The sequence below is a fragment of the Cupriavidus sp. WKF15 genome, from assembly GCF_029278605.1.
Taxonomy (GTDB): Bacteria; Pseudomonadota; Gammaproteobacteria; order Burkholderiales; family Burkholderiaceae; genus Cupriavidus.
On record NZ_CP119572.1, the window covers coordinates 1276364 to 1300768 of the forward strand.

21 protein-coding genes and 1 tRNA gene are annotated in these 24405 nt (G+C 64.4%); 18 read left to right on the forward strand and 4 right to left on the reverse strand.

Annotated elements, in window-relative coordinates:
* The first annotated feature begins 93 nt into the window (after positions 1-93).
* The gene (gene rlmD / locus CupriaWKF_RS06100) at positions 94-1524 is read left to right on the forward strand and encodes a 23S rRNA (uracil(1939)-C(5))-methyltransferase RlmD (protein ID WP_276100092.1); all 1431 of its coding nucleotides are present in this window, start codon (positions 94-96) and stop codon (positions 1522-1524) included.
* Between the two features lie 81 nt (positions 1525-1605).
* Here rlmD and CupriaWKF_RS06105 read toward each other — a convergent pair whose 3' ends face one another.
* Entirely contained in the window at positions 1606-2307 is a 702-nt protein-coding gene (locus tag CupriaWKF_RS06105) for a Bax inhibitor-1/YccA family protein (protein ID WP_276100093.1), read from the reverse strand.
* A gap of 345 nt (positions 2308-2652) precedes the next feature.
* Here CupriaWKF_RS06105 and ndk point away from each other — a divergent pair, with 345 nt between their 5' ends.
* From ndk to CupriaWKF_RS06185, 16 genes are all read left to right on the forward strand, one after another.
* Positions 2653-3078 (forward strand): nucleoside-diphosphate kinase, encoded by a 426-nt coding sequence (ndk, locus tag CupriaWKF_RS06110; RefSeq protein ID WP_276100094.1) that lies wholly within the window; start codon positions 2653-2655, stop codon positions 3076-3078.
* A 53-nt stretch (positions 3079-3131) separates the two neighbouring features.
* Positions 3132-4286 (forward strand): 23S rRNA (adenine(2503)-C(2))-methyltransferase RlmN, encoded by a 1155-nt coding sequence (gene rlmN, locus CupriaWKF_RS06115; protein ID WP_276100095.1) that lies wholly within the window; start codon positions 3132-3134, stop codon positions 4284-4286.
* Positions 4283-5062 (forward strand): type IV pilus biogenesis/stability protein PilW, encoded by a 780-nt coding sequence (gene pilW / locus CupriaWKF_RS06120; RefSeq protein WP_276100096.1) that lies wholly within the window; start codon positions 4283-4285, stop codon positions 5060-5062. Before rlmN ends, pilW begins: the two co-directional genes overlap by 4 nt.
* Positions 5055-6062, forward strand: coding sequence for a RodZ domain-containing protein (locus tag CupriaWKF_RS06125; RefSeq protein WP_276100097.1), 1008 nt, complete (start codon positions 5055-5057; stop codon positions 6060-6062). The genes pilW and CupriaWKF_RS06125 overlap by 8 nt, the downstream gene beginning before the upstream one ends.
* A 41-nt stretch (positions 6063-6103) precedes the next feature.
* Positions 6104-7396 (forward strand): flavodoxin-dependent (E)-4-hydroxy-3-methylbut-2-enyl-diphosphate synthase, encoded by a 1293-nt coding sequence (gene ispG, locus CupriaWKF_RS06130; protein ID WP_276100098.1) that lies wholly within the window; start codon positions 6104-6106, stop codon positions 7394-7396.
* A gap of 40 nt (positions 7397-7436) precedes the next feature.
* Entirely contained in the window at positions 7437-8807 is a 1371-nt protein-coding gene (gene hisS, locus CupriaWKF_RS06135; RefSeq protein ID WP_276100099.1) for a histidine--tRNA ligase, read from the forward strand.
* Between the two features lie 102 nt (positions 8808-8909).
* A complete protein-coding gene (locus CupriaWKF_RS06140; RefSeq protein WP_276100100.1) occupies positions 8910-9542 on the forward strand; it encodes a tetratricopeptide repeat protein in 633 nt (210 codons plus the stop codon).
* Positions 9543-9609: 67 nt separating this feature from the next.
* Complete coding sequence (gene bamB / locus CupriaWKF_RS06145; protein WP_276100689.1) at positions 9610-10779, forward strand: outer membrane protein assembly factor BamB; 1170 nt, start codon at positions 9610-9612, stop codon at positions 10777-10779.
* Positions 10780-11003: 224 nt separating this feature from the next.
* A complete protein-coding gene (gene der, locus CupriaWKF_RS06150; RefSeq protein WP_276100101.1) occupies positions 11004-12347 on the forward strand; it encodes a ribosome biogenesis GTPase Der in 1344 nt (447 codons plus the stop codon).
* A gap of 210 nt (positions 12348-12557) precedes the next feature.
* The gene (hfq, locus tag CupriaWKF_RS06155) at positions 12558-12797 is read left to right on the forward strand and encodes an RNA chaperone Hfq (RefSeq protein ID WP_061959142.1); all 240 of its coding nucleotides are present in this window, start codon (positions 12558-12560) and stop codon (positions 12795-12797) included.
* A 250-nt stretch (positions 12798-13047) separates the two neighbouring features.
* Positions 13048-14283: a GTPase HflX gene (hflX, locus tag CupriaWKF_RS06160; protein ID WP_276100103.1), complete on the forward strand. Its 1236-nt coding sequence runs from the start codon at positions 13048-13050 to the stop codon at positions 14281-14283.
* A 104-nt stretch (positions 14284-14387) separates the two neighbouring features.
* Entirely contained in the window at positions 14388-15767 is a 1380-nt protein-coding gene (gene hflK, locus CupriaWKF_RS06165; protein ID WP_276100104.1) for an FtsH protease activity modulator HflK, read from the forward strand.
* 10 nt (positions 15768-15777) lie between these two features.
* The gene (hflC, locus tag CupriaWKF_RS06170) at positions 15778-16689 is read left to right on the forward strand and encodes a protease modulator HflC (protein ID WP_276100105.1); all 912 of its coding nucleotides are present in this window, start codon (positions 15778-15780) and stop codon (positions 16687-16689) included.
* Between the two features lie 171 nt (positions 16690-16860).
* Positions 16861-18012 (forward strand): ATP phosphoribosyltransferase regulatory subunit, encoded by a 1152-nt coding sequence (locus CupriaWKF_RS06175; RefSeq protein ID WP_276100106.1) that lies wholly within the window; start codon positions 16861-16863, stop codon positions 18010-18012.
* A gap of 86 nt (positions 18013-18098) precedes the next feature.
* On the forward strand, positions 18099-19439 hold the full coding sequence (locus CupriaWKF_RS06180) for an adenylosuccinate synthase (protein WP_276100107.1): 1341 nt from the start codon (positions 18099-18101) through the stop codon (positions 19437-19439).
* Positions 19440-19563: 124 nt separating this feature from the next.
* Complete coding sequence (locus CupriaWKF_RS06185; RefSeq protein WP_276100108.1) at positions 19564-20127, forward strand: phosphoribosyltransferase; 564 nt, start codon at positions 19564-19566, stop codon at positions 20125-20127.
* 50 nt (positions 20128-20177) lie between these two features.
* Here CupriaWKF_RS06185 and CupriaWKF_RS06190 read toward each other — a convergent pair whose 3' ends face one another.
* The 3 genes from CupriaWKF_RS06190 to CupriaWKF_RS06200 all read right to left on the reverse strand — a co-directional run bounded on the left by CupriaWKF_RS06190 (position 20178) and on the right by CupriaWKF_RS06200 (position 21731).
* Entirely contained in the window at positions 20178-20789 is a 612-nt protein-coding gene (locus CupriaWKF_RS06190; protein ID WP_276100109.1) for an NAD(P)-dependent oxidoreductase, read from the reverse strand.
* Positions 20790-20885: 96 nt separating this feature from the next.
* Positions 20886-21320, reverse strand: coding sequence for an Rrf2 family transcriptional regulator (locus tag CupriaWKF_RS06195; protein WP_276100110.1), 435 nt, complete (start codon positions 21318-21320; stop codon positions 20886-20888).
* A 324-nt stretch (positions 21321-21644) separates the two neighbouring features.
* Positions 21645-21731 (reverse strand) — tRNA-Leu (locus CupriaWKF_RS06200).
* Positions 21732-21801: 70 nt separating this feature from the next.
* Here CupriaWKF_RS06200 and rnr point away from each other — a divergent pair.
* On the forward strand, positions 21802-24390 hold the full coding sequence (gene rnr / locus CupriaWKF_RS06205) for a ribonuclease R (protein WP_276100111.1): 2589 nt from the start codon (positions 21802-21804) through the stop codon (positions 24388-24390).
* Positions 24391-24405: the final 15 nt, after the last annotated feature.

Consider the following 24405-nt stretch of genomic DNA (forward strand, 5'->3'; position numbering starts at 1 on the left):
TCCTTGTGTGTCGCGTCGACGTTGCACAGGCGTCGCACGGCGTCTCTGGACTACAATCGCGCTTTCGCAAAACAATATGTCAGGTTTCGTCTGGTGTCCCAAGTCGTGTCCTCCCCACTAGAAACGCCCGCAACGCCGAGTGCGGCATCTGCCGCTCCGAACGCCCCGGCCGCCGTCGCGTCGGGCGCAGATCCCGTCGTTGTCATCGACAGCCTTGACATGGAGGCCCGTGGTGTCGGCCGCCTGGTCAATGAAGACGGCACGCCCGGCAAGGTGATCTTCGTCGAGGGCGCGCTGCCCGGCGAAACCGTGAGCTACAAGAGCTTTCGCCGCAAGCCGAGTTATGAGCAGGCCCACCTGCTGGAAATCAGGCAAGAATCGGTGATGCGTGTCAAGCCAGGCTGCAAGCACTTCGGTGTCTGCGGCGGCTGCTCCATGCAACACCTGGATTCGCGCGCGCAACTCGCCATCAAGCAGCGGGTGCTCGAAGACAACCTCTGGCATTTGTCGAAGGTTCGTCCCGAAGTGATGTTCAGGCCCATTGCCGGACCGGATTGGGGTTACCGCTATCGTGCGCGCCTGACGGTGCGGTACGTGGCCAAGAAAGGCGGGGTGCTGGTCGGCTTCCACGAGCGCAAGAGCAGCTATGTCGCCGACATGACGAGCTGTGAGATTCTTCCGCCACAAATTTCCGCAATGCTGGTGCCCTTGCGCGAGCTTGTGGGCGGTCTTTCGATCCGCGACCGCATGCCGCAGATCGAACTTGCGGTCGGCCACGAGGTCACGGCACTGGTGCTGCGTATCCTGGAACCGCTGACCGATGCGGACAAGGACCTGCTGCGCGCCTTTGCGGATCAGTACAAGGTCCAGTTCTGGCTCCAGCCCAAGGGCCCGGATACCGTTGCGCCGTTCTATCCGCTTGACCGGGAACTGGCCTACACGCTGCCCGAGTTCGGCATTCGCATGCCGTTCAAGCCGACGGACTTCACGCAGGTCAATCACCAGATCAACCGTGTGCTGATCGGCCGTGCGTTGCGTCTGCTGGACGCCCAGCCGCAAGACCGGCTGCTCGACCTGTTCTGCGGCATCGGCAACTTCACGCTGCCACTGGCCACGCAGGGGCGCTCGGTCATGGGTATCGAAGGCAGCGAAGCCCTGACGACCCGGGCGCTGGCCAATGCCGGTTACAACGGGCTGGCGCACAAGACGGAATTCGCTTGCCGCAATCTGTTTGAAGTCACGGCCGAGGACATCGCCGCGCTGGGCCGCTTCGACCGCTGGCTGGTCGACCCCCCGCGCGAGGGCGCGCTGGCCGTGTGCAAGGCGCTGGGCGAGCTGGCGCAGCAAGGCAGCGACGTGCTCCCGAGCCGGATCGTCTACGTATCGTGCAGCCCCTCGACCCTGGCCCGCGATGCTGGCTTGCTGGTGCACGAGGCCGGCTACCGGCTGGTGGGCGCAGGCGTTGTGAACATGTTCCCGCATACCTCGCACGTCGAGTCGATTGCCGTGTTCGAGCGCGGGTAGGTTGGGGTGGGCGGAAATTGCTGCCCAATGAAAAAAACGCCGGCCATCTGGCCGGCGTTTTTCATCTTGCCTGTGGCTGCGTCAGTCCCGGCTGCCGCCAAAAATGCCCAGCAGGGCCAGCAGGTTCGTGAACACGTTGTAGACGTCGAGGTAGATCGCCAGCGTTGCGGTGATGTAATTGGTCTCGCCGCCATTCACCACGCGCTGCACATCGAACAGGATGTAGGCCGAGAAAATGCCGATGGCGATGACCGACACCGTGATCATCAGCGACGGCAGTTGCAGCCAGATATTGGCGACGCTTGCCAGGATCAGCAGGATCAGGCCAACGAACAGGAACTTGCTCAGGCCCGAAAAATCACGCTTGCTGACCGTGGCGATGGTGGCCATCGCGCCGAATACCGCCGCAGTGCCGCCAAAGGCATACATGATCAGTGCCGGTCCGTTCGAGAACTGCAGCACCGCGCCGATCAGGCGCGACAGCATCAGTCCCATGAAGAACGTGAAGGCCAGCAGCAGGACCACGCCCATGCTGCTGTTCTTGGTCTTCTCGATGCCGTAGAAGAAGGCGAACGCAATGCCGAGGAAGAGGATCAGCGACAGGCCGGGGCTGCCTGCCATGAAGCTGAAGCCGGTCGCCACGCCGATCCATGCACCGATCACGGTGGGAATCATCGAGATGGCCAGCAGCCAGTAAGTGTTGCGCAAGACCCGGTTGCGCACGACGACATCGCTGACCGTCGACGCATTGCCGAAACCGTAGGTGTTCAGCTTGTTATCCATGGTGACTCCTGTTCTTTAACGGTGAGGCGCCGGGTCGACCCGGTGCCGACGCATCGCCAATGTGGCATCGCCTTTGCGGAATTGCAAGTGGATCAAAGTATTGCATGAATCACTTCAATGCGATTACGGTCGAATTTGTTGCTCGTGTTTGACGTCTTTACATGTATTGCGTTCCGTGCAATGGGTGGTGTCGAAATGTGCAGGCTGTGCCATGCGGCATGCCGCGGCGCCGCATTCGGCAGCTGCGTTGGTGGCCAAGGGGGGCTGCGCTCGAAACCGTCATCGTCTCGTGCTAGAATCGCACGTTTAATCCATTTGTAACCCCTTCATTTTTCGGAGTTTTTCATGGCGATCGAACGCACCCTGTCGATTATCAAGCCGGATGCCGTGGCCAAGAACGTTATCGGCCAGATCTACGCCCGTTTCGAGGCCGCCGGCCTGAAGATCATTGCTGCCAAGATGGTGCACCTGTCGCGCGGCGAAGCCGAGCAGTTCTACGCTGTCCACAAGGAGCGCCCGTTCTTCAAGGACCTGGTCGACTTCATGGTCTCGGGCCCGGTCATGATCCAGGCTCTGGAAGGCGAGAACGCCATCGCCAAGAACCGTGAGCTGATGGGCGCCACCGACCCGAAGAAGGCCGACAAGGGCACCATCCGCGCCGACTTCGCCGACAGCATCGACGCCAACGCCGTGCACGGCTCGGACGCTGCTGAAACCGCCGCTGTGGAAGTTGCCTTCTTCTTCCCGGGCATGAACGTTTACAGCCGCTGATTGTCTGGTCTTTTTCACAAGACTAGACTGAAACGGAAGTTGAGTTTGCCGTCATGAACAATCTCGTCAACCTGCTCGACCTGGATGCGGACGCGCTCACCGCCTATTGCGGGGAGCTCGGCGAGAAGCCGTTTCGTGCGCGGCAGCTGCAACGCTGGATCCACCATTTCGGTGCCAGCCGTTTCGACGCCATGTCGGATCTCGCCAAGTCGCTGCGCGAAAAGCTCGCCACGCGGGCCGAGATCCGCTCGCCGGCCGTCATCACCGACCACCTGTCGGCCGACGGCACGCGCAAGTGGCTGCTCGATGTCGGCAATGGCAACGCGGTGGAGACGGTGTACATCCCCGAGGAAACGCGCGGCACGCTGTGCGTCTCCTCGCAGGCCGGGTGCGCCGTCAACTGCCGGTTCTGTTCGACCGGCAAGCAGGGTTTCTCGCGCAACCTGACCACGGGCGAGATCATCGGCCAGCTGTGGATGGCGGAGTTCGCCATGCGCGAGCAACTGGGCCGTGGCCCCAAGGATGACCGCGTCATCTCCAATGTGGTGATGATGGGCATGGGCGAGCCGCTGCTCAATTACGACCAGGTCGTCCCGGCCATGCGGCTGATGCTGGACGACAATGCGTATGGCCTGTCGCGCCGGCGCGTGACGCTGTCCACTTCCGGCGTGGTGCCGATGATGGACCGGCTGTCGAAAGACCTGCCGGTGGCGCTTGCGGTGTCGCTGCACGCGTCCAATGACGCCCTGCGCGACGTGCTCGTGCCGCTGAACAAGAAGTACCCGCTGGCCGATCTGATGGCGGCATGCCGCCGTTACCTGGAATTCGCGCCGCGCGACTTCATTACCTTCGAATACTGCATGCTGGATGGCGTCAATGACGGCGTCCAGCATGCGCGGGAGCTGTTGAAGCTGGTGGCCGACGTGCCTTGCAAGTTCAACCTGATCCCGTTCAACCCCTTCCCCGAATCGGGTCTCAAGCGTTCCAACAACGAGCAGATCCGGCGCTTTGCGCAGGTGTTGATGGACGCTGGCATCGTGACCACGATCCGCAAGACGCGCGGCGATGATATAGACGCGGCGTGCGGCCAGCTGGCCGGGGAAGTCAAGGATCGCACCCGGCTTGCCGAGCGCGGCAAGTTCGGCAAGATCACGCCTTTGGTGCCGGTTGCCGCGACTGGCCAAGCTGGGGAGGCTCGCCCTGCATGATCCGTCTGATCGCTGCAGCCCTGCTGGGGCTGCTGATGTTGTCAGCTTGCCAGTTGCCGCAAGCGCCCTCGCAGGACCTCCAGACCACTTCCGACCAGACCGATGCCCGGCGCCGCGCCGGCATCCGGCTGCAGTTGGCCACCAATTACCTTGAGGCCGGCCAGAACAGTGTTGCGCTCGACGAGGTCAAGCAGGCAATTGCCGCCGACCCCAGCATGGGCGACGCGTACCATGTGCGCGCGCTGATCTACATGGCCATGAACGAGAAGGCGCTGGCCGACGACAGCTTCCGCACCGCGGTTTCCATGCGCGGCAATGATGGCGACCTGCTCAACAACTATGGCTGGTTCTTGTGCCAGGAAGGCCGGTATGGCGAGGCGGTTCCGATGCTCGAGCGCGCGGTGTCCGCTCCCTCGGCCGGCGGGCCCGCCAAGCCGCTGATCAGCCTTGGCGCATGCCAGATCCGCAATGGCGCTGGTGCCGAAGCCGAGAAGAACCTGAAGGCGGCGCTTGGCTACGATCGGAACAATCCGGTCGCCAATACCAACCTGGCGCTGGTTTACTACCGGCGTGGCGACCTCGCGCAGGCTCGGCAATTTGCGGAGCGAGTCAACAACAGCAAATTTGCAAGCGCGCAATCCCTCTGGCTGGGTGCGCGCATTGCGCGCCGTCAGGGCGACGCGGCGACGCAGGGCGCCCTTGTGGCACAGCTGCGCCAGCGTTTCCCCGATTCGCGCGAACTGAGCGCCTACGAACAAGGAGCATGGGATGAGTGAGCAAGAGCGCGCCGCAGGCCAGGCCGCATCGACGGGACACGTCGGCGGGGGCGCGACAGAATCTGAGCGTGAAGCCGTGGCGCGCGAGATCGGCGTGCTGCTGGCACAGGCGCGAGAATCGCAACGGATGTCCATCGAAGACGTGAGTGCTCGCCTGAAAGTTGCCACGTCGAAGCTGACTGCAATTGAAGGCGGCCAAGTCGATGCGCTTCCCGATATCACCTTTGCCAAGGGCGTGATGCGTGCTTACGCGCGCATGCTGCACGTCGACGTGGACGTCTTGCTCGCGCGGTTCCACCCGCGGCCGGTCCAGGTCACGGAGATGGCGCGCCAGCGCGAAAGCGGCCTCAACGAGACGTTCGACGACCGCAGGCGCTTTGGGTCCCGCCGGGGCACGGGTGCCGGCGGGCGCTGGGTCTGGCTGGCACTGGTGGTGGCCGGCGTGGCCGCGGGCGGCTGGTTCGGGCTCGACCATATGAAGCAGTGGCTGGAAGCGCGCAATAGCGCCGCTGAGGCCACGCACGCCGAAGTGCGGGAGCAGCCGGCTCAGACATCCGACTCCGGCACCGTGACGGCGGCGCTTCCGCCGGTCATGGCCGGTGCTGACTCCCCGGCGCCGTCCGAGGCATTGCCTGCCAGCGCGCCGGCGGTTGCTGCCAGCGACGTGGCCGTGCCCGTGCCGGCTGCGGCGGCAGCCCCGGCGGCGCTCACTGCCAAAGCGGAACCGGCATCGGCACCCGCGCCGGCCACGGCCGCTGCGCAGGGTGAACTGCAGATCAAGTTCTCGGCCGACACCTGGTACGAGATCCGCGACCGCAGCGGCAAGGTCGTCCTGGGCGGCACCGCCAAGGCCGGCCAGGAAGTCGCGGGTGGCGGCACGGCGCCCTACAAGGTGACCATCGGCAACGTGAAGGGTGTGGAGTCGATGAGCCGCAACGGCACGCCGGTCGACTTGAAGGCGGCAAACCGCAACAACGTCGCGCGCCTGACGCTGCCCTGACGCGGGCCCGGCACGGTGCATCATTGCGAGGTGGTAACGCTATGAACGAACAGCTTTGTCTTCCCGTCCTGCCGGGCCCGCTGCCGCGCCGCTCGACGCGCCAGGCGCGCATCGCCTGGGGCGATAACATCGTCACCATCGGTGGCGGGGCGCCGGTGCGGGTGCAGTCGATGACCAATACGGATACCGTCGATGCCATTGGCACGGCGATCCAGGTCAAGGAACTGGCGCGCGCGGGGTCCGAGATTGTCCGCATCACCGTCAACACGCCCGAGGCGGCTGCGGCCGTGCCGCACATCCGCGAGCAGCTCGACCGCATGGGCGTCAACGTGCCGCTGGTGGGAGACTTCCACTACAACGGCCACAAGCTGCTGCAGGACCATCCAGCCTGCGCCGAGGCGTTGTCGAAGTACCGCATCAACCCCGGCAATGTCGGGCAGGGCGCCAAGCGCGACACGCAGTTCGCGCAGATGATCGAGATGGCCTGCCGGTACAGCAAGCCGGTGCGCATCGGCGTCAACTGGGGCAGCCTGGACCAGGATCTGCTCGCGCGCATCATGGACGAGAACGCCGGCCGTGCCGAACCCTGGCCCGCGCAGAGCGTGATGATCGAGGCGCTGATCACCTCGGCGATCGATTCGGCGAAGAAGGCCGAGGAAATCGGCCTGCCGGGCAGCCAGATCATCCTGTCGTGCAAGGTTTCGCAGGTGCAGGAACTGATCGCGGTGTACCGCGAACTGGCGCGCCGCTGCGACTATGCACTGCATCTCGGGCTGACCGAGGCGGGCATGGGCAGCAAGGGCATCGTGGCCTCGACGGCGGCGCTGTCGGTGCTGCTGCAGGAAGGCATCGGCGATACCATCCGCATTTCGCTGACGCCCGAGCCGGGCGCGCCGCGCGAGAAGGAAGTCTATGTCGGCCAGGAAATCCTGCAGACCATGGGCATGCGCAACTTCACGCCGATGGTGATCGCGTGCCCGGGTTGCGGCCGCACCACCAGCACCGTGTTCCAGGAGCTGGCGGCCAGCATCCAGGCGTATCTGCGCGAACAGATGCCGCAGTGGAAGACCGCCTACCCCGGCGTCGAGGAGATGGATGTGGCCGTGATGGGCTGCATCGTCAACGGTCCGGGCGAGAGCAAGCACGCCAATATCGGCATCTCGCTGCCGGGCTCGGGCGAATCGCCGGCGGCGCCGGTGTTCGTGGATGGCGTCAAGGTGAAGACGCTGCGCGGCGAGCGCATCGCCGAAGAATTCCAGGCGATCGTCGACGAGTACGTTCGCACGCATTACGGTCCGGGCGCAGCACGGGCAGAGAAGGAAGCGGTGGCCTGAGCCGGCATTGGCCGGTCCACCCCAGCAAGATAACGACAGAATGACGCAAAACGAGAATCCGTCCGCGCAAAGCGGCGCCAAGGCAGAAGACAAGGCACGCCCCGCCAAGGCATTGCAGGGCGTGAAGGGCATGAACGACATGCTGCCCGCGGATGCCCCGCTGTGGGAGCATTTCGAGAACGCCGCGCGCGCCATGCTGCGGGCCTATGGCTACCAGCAGATCCGCACGCCGATCGTCGAGCATACCCAGCTGTTCGTGCGTGGCATCGGCGAGGTGACGGATATTGTCGAGAAGGAAATGTATTCCTTCACCGATTCGCTCAATGGCGAGCAACTCACGCTGCGCCCGGAAGGCACCGCGGCGGCCGTGCGCGCCACCATCGAGCACAACCTGCTGTACGACGGCCCGAAGCGTCTGTGGTACACCGGCCCGATGTTCCGCCACGAGCGTCCGCAGCGCGGCCGCTATCGCCAGTTCCATCAGCTCGGCGCCGAGGCGCTCGGCTTTGCCGGCCCGGACGTGGATGCCGAGATCATCCTGATGTGCCAGCGCCTGTGGGATGATCTGGGCCTGACCGGCGTGCGGCTGGAAATCAATTCGCTGGGCCAGGCGCATGAGCGCGCCGCGCACCGCGAAGAGTTGATCAAGTACCTGGAACGGTTCCAGGAGATCCTGGACGAGGATGGCAAGCGCCGCCTTTACACCAATCCGCTGCGCGTGCTCGACACGAAAAATCCCGCACTGCAGGAAATGGCGGCCAACGCGCCCAAGCTGATCGATTTCCTGGGCGAGGAATCGCTGGCCCACTTCGAGGGCGTGCAGCGCCTGTTGAAGGCCAACAACATTCCGTACAAGATCAATCCGCGCCTGGTGCGCGGACTGGACTATTACAACCTGACGGTGTTCGAGTGGATCACGGACAAGCTTGGCGCGCAGGGCACCATTGCCGGCGGCGGTCGCTATGATCCGCTGATCGCGCAGATGGGCGGCAAGCCGGCGCCGGCCTGCGGCTGGGCCATGGGTATCGAGCGCATCATCGAGCTGATCCGCGAGGAAGGCGTGGTACCGGACGCGGTGGGCTGTGATATCTACCTCGTGCACCAGGGTGAAGCCGCGGCCCAGCAAGCCATGGTCGCTGCCGAGCGCCTGCGCGATGCCGGACTGGACGTAGTGCTGCATGCCACGACCGACGGCAAGAGCGGCAGCTTCAAGTCGCAGATGAAGCGCGCCGACGCGAGCGGCGCGGCGTACGCCGTGATCATCGGCGAGGACGAAGTCGCTGCCGGCGTAATGCAGGTGAAGGAACTTCGCCAGGGCGCGCAGGCCGAAGGCGGCGGCCAGCAGGCGCAAGTGCCTGCCGAGGGCCTGGTCGACTACCTGATCGACGCGATGGTCGGCGCCAGCGAATAACAGTAGCGCTGCCTGCCGCGACCCGCGAGGTCTGCCAAGCAGGAAACGGAGGCCGCCCAGGCGGCCTTTGACCCCAACCCAAACGCAAGAGAGTGCCTCGACATGGCATACGATCTGGAAGAGCAGGAACAGCTTGAAAACCTGAAGGCCTGGTGGCGTCAGTACGGCAATGCCCTGACGTGGATCCTGATTGCCGCTTTGCTGGCGTTCGCCGCCTGGAATGGCTGGAAGTACTGGGAACGCAAGCAGGCTTCCGAGGCCGCCGTGCTGTACGACCAGGTGATCAAGGCTGCGGAAGGCCGCGATGCCGAGCGCGTCAAGCGCGCCGCTGGCGACCTTGAAGACAAGTTCGGCAAGACGGCCTATGGTCCGATGAGCGCGCTGGTCGCAGCCAAGGTGCTGTACGATGCGGGCGATCTGGCGGCCGCCAAGGCACAGTTGCAGTGGGCAATCGATCATGGCGACGGCGAGTACTCGCTGATTGCCCGTGTGCGTCTTGCGGGCGTGCTGCTCGACGAGAAGGCCTACGACCAGGGCCTGGCGCTGCTCAAGGACGAGCCGCCGGCGCCGTTCGTCGCGCTGTATGCCGACCGCAAGGGCGATCTGCTGGCCGCGCAGGACAAGCGCGCCGACGCACGCGCTGCCTACCGCAAGGCGCTGGACAAGCTGAGCGCCGACGATCAGTCGATGCGCCAGATCATCCAGTTCAAGCTTGACGCGCTGGGCACCGCCTGATCTTGCGCCGCTGTACGAGAAGGGCATCTGCCACAACCCAATTCAGGATCCGAACCTTATGACGTCAATGCTTTCCGGTGCCGAACAACAAGGCAAGTCCCGCCGCAAGATTGCCCGTGCGCTCGTCGCCGGCGCCTGCCTTGTGGCGTTGGGCGGTTGCTCGCTGTTCAGCAAGGAGAACAAGCATCCGCCGGCCGAGCTGAAGCCGGTGTCGGCGACGCTGTCCGTGCGTCAGGCCTGGAAGGCGGATGTCGGCAAGAGCGGGCCATACGCGCTGCAGCCGGCCGCAGCGGGCAACAACGTGTACGTATCGGCCAACAATGGCACGATCATGGCACTGGATGGAGCCACCGGTCGTACGCTGTGGAAGGCCAAGACCGACGTCGATATCACGACTGGCCCGGGCAGTGACGGCTCGGTGACTGCCGTGGCGGGGGAGAAGGGCGCGGTCTACGCATTCGATGCCAGCGGCAAGCAGATCTGGAAGAAGCAGGTCAACGGCGAAGTCCTGTCGGCCCCGCTGGTCGGCAACGGCCTGGTGGTCGTGCGCACCACCGATACCCGGGTACTCGCGCTGGACGCCCAGACCGGTGAGCGGCGCTGGATCTACCAGCGTTCGCAGACGCCGCTGAACCTGCGCGCCGCGATGGGCATGGTGTTCGCCGGTGACGGCATCGTGATGGGCTTTCCCGGTGGCAAGCTGGGGGTCCTGACGCCAGGCAACGGCGTGCTTCGCTGGGAGAGCGCGGTTTCGTATCCCAAGGGTGTTTCGGAGATCGAGCGCCTGAACGACGTCACCGGCCAGCCCATGGTCAGTGGCCGCCAGGTTTGCGCCACGACCTTCCAGGGCCGGATCGCCTGCCTGGAGCTGGCCAGTGGCCAGCCGCAGTGGGGCAAGGATTTCTCGTCGCCTTCCGGCCTGACCCAGGATGACAATGCCATCTATGCCAGCGACGAACAGTCCGTGGTCTTCGCGTTCGACCGCCAGAATGGCAACGAGCGCTGGAAGAACAACGAACTGCGCTATCGCCGCCTTGGCGCCCCGCTGGTCCTGGGCCGCTCGGTGGTGATGGGCGACTTTGAAGGCTATGTACATTTCCTCTCGCGTGACGATGGCACCGTGCTGGCGCGCATGAAGACCGATGGCAGTGCCATCAGCGCCGCGCCGGTGGTGGCCGGGCAGACCCTGGTCATCCAGACCCGCGACGGCGACGTCTACGGCTACGTGCCGGGCTGAGCCGGTGGTGACAGCGCGGTCCGTGCACCTGTCGGCACGGGCGGCGCCAATTCCGGTAGCATGATCCTTGGTCGTGCGGCGAAATGCGGAGCAGGGCCTGATGCCACGCTCCGCCCGACAGGAGAAGCGGCTGGCCATGCATTTTTTGCATGAAGCGCCGTCGGATCAACTGACTCCGGAGTTCCAGGGGACGGCAAGTGCCGGCCCCCGTTTCCGTTTATTGCATGAAACCAGTTATTGCACTGGTCGGCCGCCCGAACGTCGGGAAGTCGACACTATTCAACCGCATGACCCGGTCGCGCGACGCGCTTGTCGCCGACCTGCCAGGCCTCACGCGCGACCGCCACTACGGCGAAGGGCGTATCGGTGATCGTCCGTTCATTGCCATCGATACCGGCGGCTTCGAGCCGGTGGTCAAGGAGGGCATCGTCGCCGAGATGGCCAAGCAGACCAAGCAGGCCGTGGTCGAGGCGGACGTGGTCATCTTCATCGTCGACGGCAGGCTGGGCCTGGCGCCGCAGGACCGCGCCATTGCGGACTATCTGCGCAAGACCGGCCGGCGCGTGATGCTGGCCGTCAACAAGGCCGAGGGCATGAAGTACACCTCGGTCGCTGCCGATTTCTACGAGCTCGGCATGGGCGATCCGTACGCGATTTCGGCTGCGCACGGCGATGGCGTTCGCGAGCTCGTGGACGAAGCGCTGGAACTGGCCGTGCAGGAGCGTCCGGAGCTGGCCGAGGAAGAAGGCGACAGCGGCAAGGGCGTGAAGATCGCCATTGTCGGCCGTCCGAACGTGGGCAAGTCGACGCTGGTCAATACGCTGATCGGCGAGGAGCGCGTGATCGCGTTCGACATGCCCGGCACCACGCGCGACGCCATCTACGTGGAGTTCGAGCGCGGCGGCAAGCCCTACACGCTGATCGACACGGCGGGTCTGCGGCGTCGGGGCAAGGTGTTCGAAGCGATCGAGAAGTTCTCGGTGGTCAAGACGCTGCAATCGATCGCCGACGCCAATGTCGTGATTCTGCTGCTCGACGCGCAGCAGGATATCTCCGACCAGGATGCCCATATTGCGGGCTTTATCGTCGAGTCGGGCCGGGCTCTCGTGGTCGGCGTCAACAAGTGGGATGGCCTGGACGGCCATACCCGCGACCGGATCAAGCACGACCTCGAGCGCAAGCTGCAATTCCTGAGCTTCGCCAATTTCCACTTCGTGTCTGCGCGGGAACGCACAGGCATTGGCGCGCTGATGCGTTCGGTCGACGACGCGTTTGCCGCGGCCATGGTGAAACTGCCCACGCCGCAGCTCACGCGGGTGCTGCAGGAAGCGGTGGAGTTCCAGCAGCCGAAGCGCGCCGGCGTATCGCGGCCGAAGCTGCGCTACGCGCACCAGGGTGGTTCCAACCCGCCGATCATCGTGATCCACGGCAACGCCTTGTCGAGTGTTTCCGAGACCTATCGGCGCTACCTGGAGAACCGCTACCGGGCGGCATTCAAGTTGAAGGGCACCCCTCTTCGCATTGAATTTCGCACGAACAAAAACCCGTATGCGGACTCGAAAGACTGAGTTCCCGGCGGGTGCATGGCGAGGCAAGTTTTCGTTTGCGTTCGTTTGGAACTGCGGCTAAATTTGCGTTAGCAGGGGGTTCTCTGCGCGCTGACGCCGCTTTGGTACCGGTTTTGATCTTTTTTCTGGCGCGAGCTTGCGCCGATTGACTTGAACCGGGGACTTTCGTCCCCATTATTCACCACTAAACCTATAAATTTGGAGTGTGCCATGAGTAACAAAGGGCAACTGCTACAAGACCCGTTCCTGAACGCGCTGCGCAAAGAGCACGTGCCGGTTTCCATCTATCTCGTCAATGGCATCAAGCTGCAAGGCAACATCGAATCGTTTGACCAGTATGTCGTGCTGCTGCGTAACACCGTGACGCAGATGGTCTACAAGCATGCAATTTCCACCGTCGTCCCGGCTCGCGCGGTCAATTTCCGCGTGGATGATTCCACCGAGGCCTGATCTTCCCGAGGCCGCAACTGCTTGCGGCCCTTGCTTGCTGGCCTCGGGCACACGCCTCCCGGCATTGCCGCGGTGCCAGCTTCCGGTTCGCGCCTGCGGCCGGATTGCGGTGAACCGGACTGGCTGCCAGCCACGCCGCTGCCTCAATCGCGCAAGGGAGCGCGTGCCTCTGGCCCGCTCCCGTCCCTGAATCCGGCCAGTTCCGGTCGTCTCCCCAAAACCGTTTTACTTCGCGCGTAGCGCCCCCCGCTTGGATCCCAGAGCTACCTCCAACACCGAACCGTCGCGTGCCATTCTCGTCGGCGTGGATTTCGGCAAGCATGACTTTCAGGAAAGCCTGAGCGAGCTTGCCCTGTTGACTACCACGGCAGGCTCCTTGCCGGTGCATACGCTGACCGGCAAGCGCTCGCGGCCGGATCCGGCGCTGTTCATCGGTTCGGGCAAGGCCGAGGAGTTGAAGGAGGCAGCCGATGCGCTGGATGCCGATATCGTGGTGTTCAACCATGCCTTGAGCCCGGCACAGCAACGTAACCTGGAGCGCTTTCTCCTGCGCCATGTGATCGACCGTACCGGCCTGATCCTGGATATCTTCGCCCAGCGCGCGCAGAGCCATGTCGGCAAGGTGCAGGTGGAGCTGGCGCAGGTCCAGTACCAAGCGTCGCGGCTGGTCCGTGCGTGGAGCCACCTGGAGCGGCAGAAGGGCGGGATCGGCATGCGGGGCGGCCCGGGCGAGCGCCAGCTGGAACTGGACCGTCGTATGCTCGATACCCGGGCCAAGCGGCTGAAGTCCGATCTTGCCCGGCTGCAGCGGCAGCACAGCACGCAGCGGCGTGCCCGCGCGCGCAATGAAACCTTAAGCATTTCGCTGGTCGGCTACACCAACGCGGGCAAGTCGACGCTGTTCAATGCGTTGACCAAGGCCGGGGCCTATGCGGCCGACCAGCTTTTCGCGACGCTGGATACCACGTCCCGGCGGATGTTCCTGGACGGGCTCGGCAATGTCGTGTTGTCGGATACGGTCGGTTTCATCCGCGACCTGCCTACCCAGCTGGTCGAGGCGTTCCGTGCGACGCTCGACGAAACCGTGCATGCCGACCTGCTGCTGCATGTCGTCGACGCATCGAGTCCGGTGCGTCACGAGCAGATCGAGCAGGTCAACCGGGTGCTGGCCGAAATCGAAGCCTCCGGCATTCCGCAGATCGTCGTGATGAACAAGATCGATGCCGCGCCGGAGTTGCAGGAGCAGGGCGCTCGTGTCGAGCGCGATGAAAACGGCGTGCCGACGCGGGTGTTCCTCAGCGCCCGCGAGGGCGTAGGCCTGGACGCGCTGCGGCAGTCGATCGTTGAAGTCGCGCAGTGGTTGGCAAACCTGCCACCTGAAGCTGCGCCGTTCGATCCGCGCTTGTCGGAGCAGGGCCCGCGCGCGGACGGCGACGGATTCGACTGGGATGAGGGGCACGATCCGGAGGATCGCGTCTCGTCCTGATCCTTTTCGGCGAGCTTCGCGGCCGGATTGCGCGATTTGGCCAAAAGTGGCGCAGATGACTGCTAGAATCCCCCTGTTACAAACTTCCCGGACCCGTGCACTTCATGCCCCAGTTCTCCCGGAATCCTGAATCGAGCCTGACCCCGGGCGGCCGATTTCCGCTGCGTGCGGGATGGCAGCGCCTGCGCGCAATCTTCTCGCTGAACGATCCCCGCTGGGGGCGCGACGGCCAGGATGAGGATGACAAGGACGGCCGTGCGAGCGACCGGGACGGGAACCGTCAGCAGAACCAGCGCCCGCAGGACGGACCGCCGGATCTCGACGAACTCTGGCGCGACTTCAACCGGCGTCTGAACGGATTGCTCGGGCGCAAGGAGAACGGTAACGGCGGTCAGGGCTTCGGCGGCCCGCGCATGCCCGGCAAGGGCTCAGGCGTAGGGGTCGGCGTGGTGGTGGCCGCCGTGGTCGGCATCTGGCTGGCCAGCGGTTTCTTCATGGTGCAGGAAGGCCAGACCGCGGTGATCCTGCAATTTGGCAAGTTCAAGTACTCGACGGGCCCCGGCATCAACTGGCGCCTGCCCTGGCCGATCCAGTCGGCCGAGGTGGTCAACCTGTCGGCCGTGCGATCGGTGGAAGTGGGGCGCTCCACTTCCATCAAGGACAGCAACCTGAAGGACTCGTCGATGCTGACGCAGGACGAGAACATCATCGACGTCCGCTTCACGGTCCAGTACGACATCCAGGATGCCAGCGAATTCCTGTTCTTCAACAAGACCGATCGCGGTGGCGATGAAGAACTCGTGACGCAGGCTGCCGAAACATCGGTGCGTGAAATCGTCGGCCGCAACAAGATGGACGCGGTGCTGTACGAGAACCGCGAGCAGATCGCGCAGGGGCTGGCCAAGTCGATCCAGTCGATCCTGACCGCATACAAGACCGGTATCCGCGTGATCTCGGTCAACGTGCAGAGCGTGCAGCCGCCCGAGCAGGTGCAGGCCGCGTTCGACGACGTGAACAAGGCCAGCCAGGATCGCGAGCGCGCGATCAGTGAAGGCCAGGCCTATGCCAATGACGTGATTCCGCGCGCCAAGGGTACGGCGGCGCGGCTGAAGGAAGAGGCGGAGGCCTACCGCGCGCGCGTTGTGGCCCAGGCTGAAGGCGATGCTTCGCGGTTCCGTTCGGTGCAGGGCGAATACGCCAAGGCACCCCAGGTGACGCGCGACCGCATCTATATCGAGACCATGCAGCAGATCTACGCCAATTCGACCAAGGTGCTCGTGGATGCGCGCCAGGGCAGCAACCTTCTGTATCTCCCGCTCGACAAGCTGATGGCACAGGCCCAGGGTGATGGCCGTAGTGGTGCGCAGACGCCTTCGCAGCCGGCCAGCGGCGCCGGCGCGCAAGCGCCGGCGCCGGCGCCGGATTCATCGGCCGATATCCGGTCGCGCGAATCCCTGCGCAACCGTGACCGCGATTCGCGCTGAGGAGACCGTCATGAACCGACTGATTTCCTTTGCGATTGGCGCTTTCATCCTGCTGGCCGTGGCGTCTTCGATGATGTTCGTCGTAGACCAGCGCCAGTACGCCGTGGTGTTCGCCTTTGGCGAGATCAAGCAGATCGTGCGCGAGCCCGGCCTGCACTTCAAGCTGCCGCCGCCGCTGCAGAACGTGGTGTTCATGGACCGCCGCCTGCAGACCATTGACGTCGCCGCCAGCGAACGTTTCCTGACTGCGGAAAAGAAGAGCATGGTGGTGGACTGGTTCGTCAAATGGCGGATCACGGATCCCCGCAAGTTCTACGTTGCCTTCGGCGGCAATGTGCGCAGTGCCCAGGATCGCATGACCCAGCGTATCGACGCGGTGGCGCGCGAGGAGTTCGGCAAGCGCACCGTGGCTGACGTGGTTGCCGGCGAGCGTGAGAAGGTCATGCAGAATATCCGCGCCGGCATGTCGGAGTACGCGCAGTCGGTCGGCGTCGAGATCCTCGATGTGCGCCTCAAGCGTGTGGACCTGCTGCCGGCCATCAGTGAGTCGGTGTACCGCCGCATGGAAGCCGAGCGCAAGCGCGTGGCCAACGAGCTGCGCTCGACCGGCGCCGCTGAAGGCGAGAAGATCCGCGCGGATGCCGATCGCCAGCGCGAGGTGGTACTGGCCGAGGCCTACCGCGATGCGCAGGTGATCAAGGGTGAAGGCGATGCCAAGTCGTCGCAGACCTATGCTGACGCCTTTGGCAAGGATCCGCAGTTCGCGCAGTTCTGGCGCAGCATGGAGGCTTATCGCAATACCTTCCGCGACAAGCGCGACATCATGGTGCTGGAGCCGAATTCGGACTTCTTCCGCTACATGCGCTCCAGCGGTGGTGCTGCGACCCCTGCGGCGAGTAGTGCGTCCGGAGGACGACGCTAGCGAAAGTGCTGAGTTTGTGGCGAGGTGACAAAACCCCGGCTTGCCGGGGTTTTGTCCGGCTGGGGCTCGGCGCCCGAAGTGACGGCGCGGACGCGCAGGGCCGCATTGGATTCGCCAGGTGTGCAGGTTGGGACCTGCGTGCAAACGTGTCATACAGAGAAGAGATTCATCATGTCCAACCATTGGCTGCTGCCAGAAAACATCGCCGACGTCTTGCCGTCGGAGGCCCGCAAGATCGAGGAATTGCGCCGCCGCATGCTGGACCTGTTCCGTACCTACGGCTATGAGCTGGTCATGCCGCCGATGCTGGAATACCTTGAGTCGCTGCTGACGGGAACCGGGCACGACCTGGATCTGCGCACGCTCAAGCTGGTGGATCAGCTGTCTGGCCGCACGATGGGTCTGCGCGCCGATATCACGCCGCAGGTGGCGCGCATCGATGCGCACCTGCTGAACCGCCCTGGCGTGACCCGCCTGTGCTATGCGGGGAACGTCCTGCACGCGCGTCCGGCCGGGTTCCATGCCACGCGCGAGCCGATCCAGGTGGGTGCCGAGATTTACGGCCATGCCGGCCTGGAGGCTGATGTCGAGATCCAGGAACTGATGCTTGCCGCGTTGCAGGCTGCGGGCCTGTCGGATATCCGCATCGACCTGTGCCATGCCGGTATCCTCGAGGCGCTGCTGGACGGCCTGCCATCGATCCGCCGGATCGAAGATGCGCTGTTCGCAGCGCTGGAAACCAAGGACGTCTCGGGACTGCGCGAGATCACGCAAGGCCTGCCTCAGACCGAGCGGGACGCACTGCTGGCACTGCCGACGCTGTATGGCGGGGTGGAGGTCCTGGATCGTGCCCGCGCCACGCTGCCCGACAGCTTGGCAATCGGGCGCGCCCTGGACGAACTGGCGGCATTGGCGACGCAGGTACGCGGCGCGAGTGTCAACATCGACCTGTCCGACTTGCGCGGCTACCACTATCACAGCGGTGTGATGTTTGCAGCGTATGTTGCGGGGCTGCCGAACTATGTGGCGCGCGGGGGCCGGTATGACAAGGTTGGCGAGGCCTTTGGTCGCGCACGCCCGGCTACCGGATTCTCGCTGGATCTGCGCGAAGTGGCCGCACTGTCACCGATAGAAGTGCGCGCCCAGGCCGTTTTCGCGCCCTGGGACGCGGATCCTGCCCTTCGTGCTGCCATCGTGGCGCTGCGGGCAGCGGGCGAAATCGTGATCCAGTCGCTGCCCGGGCATACCAATGAACTCGATGAATTCAGCTGCGACCGCCAGCTCGTGCGCCAGGAAGCCGGCTGGGTTGTTGTGCCGCGCTGAATCATGATGCCGGTCATTTGCCCAAAAAGCAGGAATCGACCGGCAACGAGAGTAGAATACGTTTTTAACCTATTGACCAAAGCAATATGTCCGCATCCGCAGTAGGCCAGGGACGCAATGTCGTCGTGATCGGAACCCAGTGGGGTGACGAAGGCAAGGGAAAAATCGTCGATTGGCTTACCGACCATGCAAAGGGCGTGGTGCGGTTCCAGGGCGGCCACAACGCTGGCCACACCCTGATCATCGGCGGCAAGAAGACCATCCTGCGGCTGATCCCGTCGGGAATCATGCGCGAAGGCACGGTCTGCTACATCGGCAACGGTGTGGTGCTGTCGCCTGAAGCCCTGTTCCGTGAAATCGAAGAACTCGAATCGGCTGGCCTCGAAGTGCAGAAGCGCCTGCGCATTTCCGAGGCCGCAACCCTGATCCTGCCGTACCACGTGGCTATCGACAAGGCGCGCGAAGCGCGCCGCGGCGCGGCCAAGATTGGCACGACCGGTCGCGGCATCGGGCCCGCGTACGAAGACAAGGTCGCCCGCCGCGCGCTGCGCGTGCAGGACCTGTTCGATCCGAAGCAGTTCGCCGAGCGCCTGCGCGAGAACCTTGACTTCCACAACTTCATGCTGACGCAGTACCTCGGCGCCGAAGCCGTGGACTACCAGCAGACCCTGGATGAGGCGCTGGCCTTTGCGCCGCGCCTGGCACCGATGGTCGCGGACGTGTCGGCCGAGCTCTACGCGGTCAACGCTGCCGGTGGCAACCTGATGTTCGAAGGCGCGCAAGGCACGCTGCTCGACGTGGACCACGGCACGTATCCGTTCGTCACCTCGAGCAACTGCGTGGCCGGTGCGGCCGCTGCGGGTGCCGGCGTGGGTCCGGGCCGCCTGAACTACATCCTGGGCATCACCAAGGCCTACTGCACGCGCGTTGGTGCCGGTCCGTTCCCGAGCGAACTGTACGACAACGACAATCCCGCTCGCCAGGATCCCGTCGGCGTGCGCCTGGCCAATGTTGGCAAGGAATTCGGCTCGGTGACCGGCCGTCCGCGCCGCACGGGCTGGCTCGATGCCGCCGCGCTCAAGCGCTCGGTGCAGATCAACGGTGTGTCGGGCCTGTGCCTGACCAAGCTCGACGTGCTCGACGGCCTGGAAAGCATCAAGCTGTGTGTCGGCTACACGCTGGACGGCAAGACCGTGGATATCCTGCCGCGAGGCTCGGATGCCGTAGCGCGCTGCGAACCGGTGTACGAAGAATTCCCCGGCTGGAATGAGTCGACTTTCGGCGTGAAGTCGTGGGATGCGCTGCCGGAAGCCGCGCGCACCTACCTCACGCGCGTGGAGGAAGTGGTCGGCATTCCGATCGACATGATCTCGACCGGCCCGGATCGCGACGAAACGATCCTGCTCCGTCACCCGTACCTGGCCTGACCCAGCGTACCCAGACTGCAAAGGCCGCGCGCCACAAGCGCGGCGGCCCCGCAAGAACAAATCGGCCCGCGCAAGCGGGCCGAGCCATATCGGTCAACAGACCCGAAGAAGAAACGAGTAAATCATGAATCAGCCAACGAACGACGATGAGAACCTGTGGGTGTCCTGGGATGAGTACCATCGCCTGATCGCGCGTCTGTCGCTGAACGTGCATGAGTCGGGCTGGAAGTTCGACAAGATCCTGTGCCTGGCGCGCGGTGGCCTGCGCGTGGGCGACCAGATGTCGCGCATCTTCGACGTGCCGCTGGCTATCCTGGCTACCAGCAGCTATCGCGAAGCCGCGGGCACGCAGCAGGGCGACCTCGATATCGCGCAGTACATCACCATGACGCGCGGCGAGCTCACCGGCAAGATCCTGCTGGTGGACGATCTGGTCGACTCGGGCGTGACCCTGGAGCGCGTGGGACGGCATCTGAAAGAGCGCTATCCCGCCGTGACGGAAGTCCGCTCCGCGGTGCTTTGGTACAAGGCATGCTCCAAGGTCAAGCCGGACTATCATGTGACCTTCCTGCCGTCGAACCCCTGGATCCACCAGCCGTTCGAGGAGTACGACACGCTGCGCCCGCACAACCTGTCGGCCTGGCTCAAGCGCGGCAAACGCGCGCAGGAAGATGGCGCGCAAGGCTGAAGCGCTGTCGCGCAATGCGCGGCCCCGTCCGGGGGCGCGCATATCCGACTTCAATAACCGATGGTGAAGCGCTGGCGCGGATGCGCCGGCTTCTCGATCTCGTCGAGCATGGCGATCGCGTAGTCTTCCATCGAGATCCGGCTTTTGCCGGCAGCATCCGCCAGCAAGGCATCCTGGCCCACACGGTACTTGCCGGTGCGCTCGCCGGGCTCGAACAGTGCCGACGGCGACAGGAAGGTCCAGTCCAAATCGGGCTCCCCGCGCAAGGCATTGAGAAAGTCGCGGCCAGCCAGCGCTTCGCCCTTGTAGGCCGCCGGAAATTCAGGCGTATCCACGAGTTGCGTGCCGGGTGCCACGAACAGGCTGCCTGCGCCGCCGACCACTAGCAGTCGCGGCACGCCGGCTGTCTTGACTGGCCCCACGACCTGCGATGCGTTCAATTGCTCGAACCGCGCCGTGCTGATGACTACATCGTGGCCTGCCAGTGCGGTCGCCAGCGCCTGGCTGTCGGTCGCGTCAACGTCGCGCCTGGTCAGGCTTTCACGGGCGGGCAGTTTGCTGGCCGTGCGGGCCAGTGCGGTGACGCGATGGCCGCGGCGCAGTGCTTCGTCGATCAGGCGGGTTCCCACGCGGCCGGTGGCGCCGAGGATGGCAATGTTCATGCTTGCTCCTGTTTGTCAGGGTGGAGGGTGAATGCCACGCCCAGCGTGGCGGATCTTGATGTGAAACCAACCCGGTTACACATCGGGGTGAAAAAATCAGCGCTTGCGGCGCTGGGCGGCATGTTCGACATCGGCGAGCATGCCGGCAATGGTGATCTCCGCCAGGGCATTGTCCATTGCCGACTGGGCCCGGTCGGCCACCTGCCGCAGGGCGCCGGTGATCTCCCTGCCCACCATGCAGGCCGGGTTGGGCGCACTCTGATGCAGGGCGATCAATGCCGTGGTTTCGACGGCGCGGAATACGTCCAGCAAGGTGATGCGTTCAGCGGGACGCGCCAGCGCGGAGCCGCCGGTGCTGCCCATGGTGCTGGTGACCAGGCCGGCTTCGGCCAGTTGCCCGATCAGCCGCCGGATCAGCGCCGGGTTGGTTCCGACGCTGCCAGCGATCAGCGAGGACGGCAGCGGTTCGCTGGCGCTGGCCAGCAAGGTGAGAATATGAACGGCGACGGCGAACCGGCTGCTTGTGCTCATGGCGAAACTCTAATGTGAAACCATGATAGTTACAGATCGTGCGGCTTGTCAATCCGCCTGGGGTATCGCAGTGCTAGGACGCGACGACATGGTGACTAGTCGCGATTTGTGTCGTAAAGGTGGCGGGAGAATGCCGGAATCGCCACTGAAACTGATACACTCGTCGGCAGTGCGGCCCGTTTGGCTGCCACAGATCAATAAATGGGATGCAGTCGAATCTGACTGCGAATCGAGGAGTGCAAGTTGCCGGATCAGATGTGCGAGGCGAGGGCGGAAAACAAAAAACCCGCAGGCTTTGAAAGCGCTGCGGGTTTCTCGCTGATCTGGTGCCCAGGAGAGGACTCGAACCTCCACAGTGTTGCCACCGCTAGGACCTGAACCTAGTGCGTCTACCAATTCCGCCACCTGGGCAGGTGTCGAAACAACCGAAGCGCTCATTATAGAGAGCGCGGAAATTTTGTCAAATAGTTTTCAGAAAAAATTGAATCAAAACAACTATCCGATCCCCAGCCGGGAAGAAATCCTCGGCGTACTGAGAACATCGGGGTCGCCCCAGTCGGCCGGCGATATTGCCAAGGCCCTGTCCGTCACGCGCAAGGAGCATGACGGATTCCAGAAACGCCTGGCCGCGATGGAACGCGACGGGCAGATCGAACTGAACCGCAAGGGCCGCTATGAACTGGCCCATCAACCGAATTTCGTTACCGGCCGGGTGCAGGGGCATCGCGACGGCTTTGGCTTCCTGATTCGCGACGACGGCGAGGATGATATCTTCCTGCCGGAACGCGAGCTGCAGAAGGCCATGCACAATGACCGCGCGCAGGTGCGCGTGGTCGGCTACGACCGGCGCGGCCGCCCGGAAGGGCAGATCGTCGAGATCATCGAGCGGGCCAACCGCTACGTGATCGGCCGCCTGCTCAGCGAGGGCGGCGTGCTGGTCGTGGCGCCCGAGGACAAGCGCATCAGCCAGGACATCCTGATCCCGCCGAAGGCGCAGGGCAAGGCGCGCGTGGGGCAGGTGGTCAGCGTCGAGCTGATCGAATATCCGGACCGCTATGTGCAGCCGGTCGGGCGCGTGGTGGAAGTGCTGGGCGATATCGACGATCCCGGCATGGAAATCGAGATCGCCGTACGCAAGTACGGCGTGCCCCATGCGTTTTCGGAGGCGGCTGCCAAGGAAGCCTCGGCGCTGCCCGATGAAGTGCGGCAGGCCGATCTGGACCACCGCATCGATCTGCGCGATGTGCCGCTCGTCACGATCGATGGCGAAGACGCGCGCGACTTTGACGATGCCGTCTACTGCGAGCCCGTGAAGATCGGCCGCACCAAGGGCTGGCGCCTGGTCGTGGCCATTGCCGATGTATCGCACTACGTGCGGCCAGGCATGCCGCTGGATGCCGATGCGCTCGACCGTGCCACCTCCGTGTATTTCCCGCGCCGGGTGATCCCGATGCTGCCGGAGAAGCTCTCCAATGGCCTGTGCTCGCTCAACCCGCAGGTGGACCGCCTGTGCATGGTGTGCGATGCGGTGATTACCGCCAAGGGCGAGCTGAAGGGCTACCAGTTCTATCCGGCCGTCATGCACTCGGCGGCGCGGCTGACCTACAACGAGGTCTGGTCGGTCCTGTCGAACACCAAGGGTCCGGAGGCACACAAGCGCGCTGAACTCGTACCGTACCTGCAGAACCTGTATGAGCTGTTCCAGGTCCTGCTCAAGGCACGGCGCGCGCGCGGTGCGATCGACTTCGATACCACCGAGACGTATATCGTCTGCAACGCGCAGGGCAAGATCGAGCAGATCCTGCCGCGCACGCGCAACGACGCGCACCGCCTGATCGAGGAATGCATGCTGACGGCCAACGTCTGCGCGGCCGATTTCCTCGAACGCTTCAAGCACCCGGCGCTGTACCGCATCCATGCGGGTCCGAGCGAAGAAAAGCTGAAGAGCCTGCGCGAATTCCTGAAGACCTCGGGGCTGTCGCTGGGCGGTGGCGACAAGCCGCAGGCGTCGGACTACGCCGAGGTGATGGACAAGATCAAGTCGCGGCCCGACGCGCCGATGCTGCAGACCATGTTGCTGCGCTCGATGCAGCAGGCGGTCTACAGCCCGGACAACATCGGCCACTTCGGCCTGGCCTATGAGGCCTACGCGCACTTCACCAGCCCGATCCGCCGCTATCCGGACTTGCTCGTGCACCGCGCGATCAAGGCCGTGCTGGCGCATACGAAGTACCAGCCGGCCTTCGCGCACGGCACTGAGCTTAACACCGCGATTTCGCCCAAGGCGCGGCGCCTGCAGGCCAAGGATGCCGAGCAGAAGGCGGAACTGACCGCGGCACGCGCACGGCGCAATGAAGCCATCTGGGACGAGCTGGGCCTGCACTGCTCAGCCAACGAGCGCCGTGCCGACGAGGCCTCGCGAGACGTCGAGGCCTGGCTCAAGTGCTACTTCATGCGCGACAAGCTGGGCAGCGACTTCGCCGGCACCGTCAGCGCCGTGACGTCGTTCGGCATCTTCGTGCAGCTCGACGAGCTGTACGTGGAAGGCCTGGTGCACGTCACCGAACTCGGCAGCGATTACTTCCAGTACGACGAAGCCCGCAACGAACTGCGTGGCGAACGTACCGGCATCCGCTACCGCCTGACCGACCGCGTGCGCGTGCAGGTGTCGCGCGTGGATCTCGATGCACGCAAGATCGACTTCCGCCTGGTGCAGGAGCCGTCGGCCAAGACCCTGCGCGCCCGCGCAGGTATAGCCGAGCCGCCGCGCGTGCCGGCCGCGCATGCGGTGCCGGCGCGCAAGAAGGGGCGGCAACTGGCGGCGCTGCTGGGCGGTACCTCGAAGCCCGAGGAGTCGTTCGACGAGACGCTGGATCGCGTGATCGAAGAGCAACCGGTGTTCGAGGCGGTGATCACGCCGCTGCGGCCGCACGTCAAGACTGGCGGCAAGCCGGCCAAGCGCGCTGCCAAGCCCAAGCCGAGCCATCTGGACAAGCCACGCAAGACGGCGTCGAAGACGCGCGCGGCCAAGACCGCGGGCAAGACATCGCGCCCTCCGCGCAAGCGCTAGGCCGGGTCTTCCGGG

Bases quoted from the DNA above. Each gene is read 5' to 3' on its own strand.
- hfq (WP_061959142.1), top strand. From the start codon at position 12,558: ATGAGTAACAAAGGGCAACTGCTACAAGACCCGTTCCTGAACGCGCTG.
- bamB (WP_276100689.1), top strand. From the start codon at position 9,610: ATGCTTTCCGGTGCCGAACAACAAGGCAAGTCCCGCCGCAAGATTGCC.
- hflC (WP_276100105.1), top strand. From the start codon at position 15,778: ATGAACCGACTGATTTCCTTTGCGATTGGCGCTTTCATCCTGCTGGCC.
- CupriaWKF_RS06125 (WP_276100097.1), top strand. From the start codon at position 5,055: ATGAGTGAGCAAGAGCGCGCCGCAGGCCAGGCCGCATCGACGGGACAC.
- CupriaWKF_RS06180 (WP_276100107.1), top strand. From the start codon at position 18,099: ATGTCCGCATCCGCAGTAGGCCAGGGACGCAATGTCGTCGTGATCGGA.
- CupriaWKF_RS06175 (WP_276100106.1), top strand. From the start codon at position 16,861: ATGTCCAACCATTGGCTGCTGCCAGAAAACATCGCCGACGTCTTGCCG.
- ndk (WP_276100094.1), top strand. From the start codon at position 2,653: ATGGCGATCGAACGCACCCTGTCGATTATCAAGCCGGATGCCGTGGCC.
- CupriaWKF_RS06185 (WP_276100108.1), top strand. From the start codon at position 19,564: ATGAATCAGCCAACGAACGACGATGAGAACCTGTGGGTGTCCTGGGAT.
- CupriaWKF_RS06195 (WP_276100110.1), bottom strand. From the start codon at position 21,320: ATGAGCACAAGCAGCCGGTTCGCCGTCGCCGTTCATATTCTCACCTTG.
- CupriaWKF_RS06190 (WP_276100109.1), bottom strand. From the start codon at position 20,789: ATGAACATTGCCATCCTCGGCGCCACCGGCCGCGTGGGAACCCGCCTG.
- ispG (WP_276100098.1), top strand. From the start codon at position 6,104: ATGAACGAACAGCTTTGTCTTCCCGTCCTGCCGGGCCCGCTGCCGCGC.
- CupriaWKF_RS06105 (WP_276100093.1), bottom strand. From the start codon at position 2,307: ATGGATAACAAGCTGAACACCTACGGTTTCGGCAATGCGTCGACGGTC.
- der (WP_276100101.1), top strand. From the start codon at position 11,004: ATGAAACCAGTTATTGCACTGGTCGGCCGCCCGAACGTCGGGAAGTCG.
- rlmN (WP_276100095.1), top strand. From the start codon at position 3,132: ATGAACAATCTCGTCAACCTGCTCGACCTGGATGCGGACGCGCTCACC.
- pilW (WP_276100096.1), top strand. From the start codon at position 4,283: ATGATCCGTCTGATCGCTGCAGCCCTGCTGGGGCTGCTGATGTTGTCA.
- hflK (WP_276100104.1), top strand. From the start codon at position 14,388: ATGCCCCAGTTCTCCCGGAATCCTGAATCGAGCCTGACCCCGGGCGGC.
- hisS (WP_276100099.1), top strand. From the start codon at position 7,437: ATGACGCAAAACGAGAATCCGTCCGCGCAAAGCGGCGCCAAGGCAGAA.
- CupriaWKF_RS06140 (WP_276100100.1), top strand. From the start codon at position 8,910: ATGGCATACGATCTGGAAGAGCAGGAACAGCTTGAAAACCTGAAGGCC.